This is a genomic window from Luteitalea sp. (genome assembly GCF_044337415.1).
Classification (GTDB): domain Bacteria; phylum Acidobacteriota; class Vicinamibacteria; order Vicinamibacterales; family Vicinamibacteraceae; genus Luteitalea.
The window spans coordinates 1-3,620 of sequence record NZ_JBIINP010000319.1 but is presented as its reverse complement, the minus strand read 5'-3'; the positions used below and the strand labels follow the sequence as shown (position 1 = coordinate 3,620).

The following is a 3,620-nucleotide window of genomic DNA, read 5'->3' as shown; positions in this document are numbered from 1 at the left end:
TCGCCATCGAGGTCCATCGGCTCGAACTCGTAGTTGTTGGTGTAGGCCGGCAGGCCGCGCGGGTCCTCGGTGAACGTGCCCTTGCCGTCGTTGCGGAACAGGCTGCCACCGCCGCATCGCTTGCACGACACGAGGATGTCGAGGTCGGCGTCGTTGTCGGTGTCGACGAACTCGAGGTCCCAGGAGAAGGGGATACGCGTCGCCGGCATCCGGGTGCCAGTGGCATCGGTGAAGCGGCCGCTGCCGTCGTTCAGCCAGAGGCGCGTACGCCCGCCCTCGTTCGACATGTTGTTGCCCGGCCCCCAGTCGGCGAGGACGACATCGAGATCGCCGTCGAGATCGACGTCGCCGAACTCGAGGTCGCCGATGCTGGCGACCGCCTGCGGCACGTGCGTGGACGTCACCTCGCGGAACGCGCCGCCTCCGGTGCCGAGGAACAGACGACTCTGCGTCTGGAACGTCGTGCCCACGAGGATGTCCGTGAGTCCATCGCCGTTGACGTCGCGCGCCTTGATCACGCGCGCGAGGTCGGGCGTGTTGCCGAACACCTGCGTGGTCCGCTCGACGAAGCGGTTGCCGGCACCACGATTGACGAACACGCGGTTGGGCTCGGGCGTGCCCGGACTGGAGTAGTTGCCGCCGTTGGCGAAGAGCAGGTCGATGCGGCCGTCGCCGTCGATGTCGGCCAGTTCGACCTTGTTGGTCCACTCCGCGGTCTTGCCGATGGTCGTGTCGGTGGCGTCGACCCAGACGGGCGCCGCGGGGCGTGGCTCCTGGGCACCAGACCACGGCGGTGCGCCTGCTGCGACCAGCAGCGCGATCACGCCCGCAAGAGCGCCGCGCAGGAACGGCACCACGGAGTCCGGCATGCCCGGCATCATACGGGACACGGCACGAGCGTCGCGCATGCAGGGCCGGGTTGGCCGCCTTGGCTCAGGCTCCGGCGCCTGCAGGACGAGCTGAGGGTAGGGCCGGCTTCAACTTGGGTAGGGCCGTTCGGAGAACGGGCCCTAGCCTTTGCGGCAGATCGTCACCATGTCGGCAAGCAGCGCGTACGCCGTGATCTCGAGTCCGCCGTCGCGCTGGGTGATCACGACGCGCCCGAGCGGCCACGTGTCGAGTTCGAGCGCGTTGGCCATGCCCTCGAGTGCCGCGAGCGGGTCGTCGTGCCCGAGCGACTCGAGCGCGACGCGCAGGCGCACGTCGGCACCGCGTCCCGTGGCAGAGGCGACCAGCTTGAGGCGTCGCCCGTCGGCGCGCGTGGCGATCGCCCGGGCGCCGACGTCGGGGCCCAGGCCCTCGCGCACGACGTCGTGCGGCGTCACGTCGGCCTCGAGCAGCACGTTGGCGAGTGCGGCCGCCTTGGCCGCCGCGTCCCAGCCGTCGACGTCGTGCCGCGGGTCGGCCTCGGCGATGCCGGCGGCCTGCATCCGCGCCAGCGCGTCCGCGAACGGCTCGCCCTGCTCGAGCGCCGTCAGGATGAAGTTCGTGGTGCTGTTGACCACGCCCCTGAAGCCGCGAATCTCGACGGCTGGCATCGTCTCGCGGACCAGGTTGAAGATGGGGATGCCGTCCATCACCGCGCCTTCGAACAGGTAGTCGCGACTGCTCCGTCGCGCCTCGTCGGCGAGCGCGCGGTGCGCGAACGCCACCGGCCCCTTGTTGGCGCTGATCACGTGCGCGCCGGCCGCGAGGGCGGCCCGTACGTGCGAGATGGCCGGTTCACCGCGCTCGATGTCGAGGGTGGTGATCTCGACGACCATCGGCACGAGATCGCCCCGCTCGCGGACCCGCGCCACCACGTCGGTGATGAACGAGGCGGACGAGGCGGTCTCACTGGGCGTGGTCCCGGCGAGCGCAGCATCGATTCGCGCCTGGTCGAGCCCCTGGACGTCGGCGATGGCGCCATGACGACGAGTGGCGACGGCCACGATGCGTGGGTGGATGCCGAGGCCGGCGAGCGTGTCGGCGGTCTCCTCGAGCAGGCGGACGAACCGGCGACCGACGTGCCCGTAGCCGACGACCACCAGCGCGGGAATCACCGGCGGGCCTCCCGCACCAGGTGGCCGAGTTCGGGCAGCAGCAGCTTCTCCATCGCGAGCCGGATGGCGTTCTCCGAGCCGGGCAGCGCGACGAGGAGGCGACACTGCGTGACGCCCGCGCAGGCGCGGCTGAGCATGGCGGCGGCGCCGATCTCCTGGTAGCTGAGCATGCGGAACAGCTCGCCGAAGCCGGGGAGCGGCTTGTCGAACATCGACGCGATGGCCTCCATGGTCGTGTCGCGCCGCGCGACGCCGGTGCCGCCCGTCGTGAAGATGGCGTCCACCTCGTCGCGCGCGCGCTGTGACGAGATCCACCGCTGCACGGCGCTCTCGTCGTCGCGGACCAGGCCGCGCCCCACCACCTGATGGCCGGCGGCCTCGAGCATCGCCACGAGGCGCGCGCCGCCGGTGTCGGTGTCGGCCGTGCGCGTGTCGCTGATGGTGAGGACCGCGCACCTGACCGATGTGGGCGAGGTCGCGCGATGCTCGGTGTGTGACATGCCGCCATTATTGCAGCCGCCGCCCGCGACGCGCGCCCACACTGGTCGCGGGCTCGTCGGCGTAGGATTCCTGCATGGGTGCCCGCGTCCGTCCGTTCCTGCTCCTCGTCGCCCTCGCCGCCGGTCTCCTGGGTGTGGCGCCCGCCGCGCAGGACGGGCTGCCGCCGCTCGACAGGGAGGCGCGCCGCTGGGTCGACCGCACGCTGGCGAGCCTGTCGATCGACGAGCGCGTGGGCCAGGTGCTGGCCTCGTCGTTCTTCGGCACCTACAGCAGCAGCGACTCGGCCGCCTTCGACACCCTCAAGGGCCTGGTCGAGGAGCAGCGGCTCGGGGGCTTCCTCGTGTTCGGCGGACGCGTGCCGTCGCCGGGCGTGCTGCTCAACCCGACCTATCCAGCCGTCACCCTCGGGGATCCGTTCGCGGCGGCATCGATGTTCAATCGCCTGCAGGCGCTCTCGAAGGTGCCGCTGCTCAACTCGGGCGATTTCGAGACGAGCGTCGCGTTCCGACTGGCCGGCGCGACGGCCTTCCCGCGGGCGATGGCGTTCGGCGCCGCCGGCGACGAGCGCCTGGCGTACGAGGCGGGCCGCATCAACGCCGTCGAGTCGCGGGCGCTCGGCGTGCACCTCGTGTTCGGGCCCGTCGCCGACGTCAACAACAACCCGAACAACCCCGTCATCAACACGCGCTCGTTCGGCGAGGATCCCGAGCAGGTCGCGAAGCTGTCGACGGCGTTCGCGCGAGGCCTGCAGGTCGGCGGGGTGATCGCCACGCTCAAGCACTTCCCTGGCCACGGCGACACCGACGTGGACTCGCACCTCGGCCTGCCGCGCGTGCCGCACGAGCGCGCGCGGCTCGACGCGGTCGAGCTGCTGCCGTTCCGCCGCGGCATCGCGGCCGGCGTGGGCGCGGTGATGGTGGGCCACCTGGTGATGCCCGCAATCGATCCGGCGCCGGATACGCCCAGCACGCTGAGCGGCCCCATCGTCACGGGCCTGCTCCGCGAGCAGCTCGGGTTCCAGGGCCTCACGGTGACCGACTCGATGCAGATGGAGGCCATCACGAAGGCGATGCCGCC

At 71.4% G+C, this 3,620-nt stretch carries 4 protein-coding genes; 1 reads left to right on the top strand and 3 read right to left on the bottom strand.

The genetic code is table 11. The annotated features are described in order from the left end of the window. From ACIRDX_RS21635 to ACIRDX_RS21625, 3 genes are all read right to left on the bottom strand, one after another. Positions 1 to 869, bottom strand: an 869-nt coding sequence (locus ACIRDX_RS21635; protein ID WP_396627499.1) for an FG-GAP repeat domain-containing protein, incomplete at its 3' end; no start/stop codon positions are given. Positions 870 to 1,010: 141 nt separating this feature from the next. Next, complete coding sequence (locus ACIRDX_RS21630; protein WP_396627498.1) at positions 1,011 to 2,042, bottom strand: homoserine dehydrogenase; 1,032 nt, start codon at positions 2,040 to 2,042, stop codon at positions 1,011 to 1,013. Beyond that, positions 2,039 to 2,542 (bottom strand): molybdenum cofactor biosynthesis protein B, encoded by a 504-nt coding sequence (locus ACIRDX_RS21625; RefSeq protein WP_396627497.1) that lies wholly within the window; start codon positions 2,540 to 2,542, stop codon positions 2,039 to 2,041. Before ACIRDX_RS21625 ends, ACIRDX_RS21630 begins: the two co-directional genes overlap by 4 nt. A gap of 74 nt (positions 2,543 to 2,616) precedes the next feature. Between ACIRDX_RS21625 and ACIRDX_RS21620 the strand changes: the two genes are divergently transcribed. After that, the coding region (locus ACIRDX_RS21620) for a glycoside hydrolase family 3 protein (RefSeq protein ID WP_396627496.1) at positions 2,617 to 3,620 on the top strand (1,004 nt) is incomplete at its 3' end.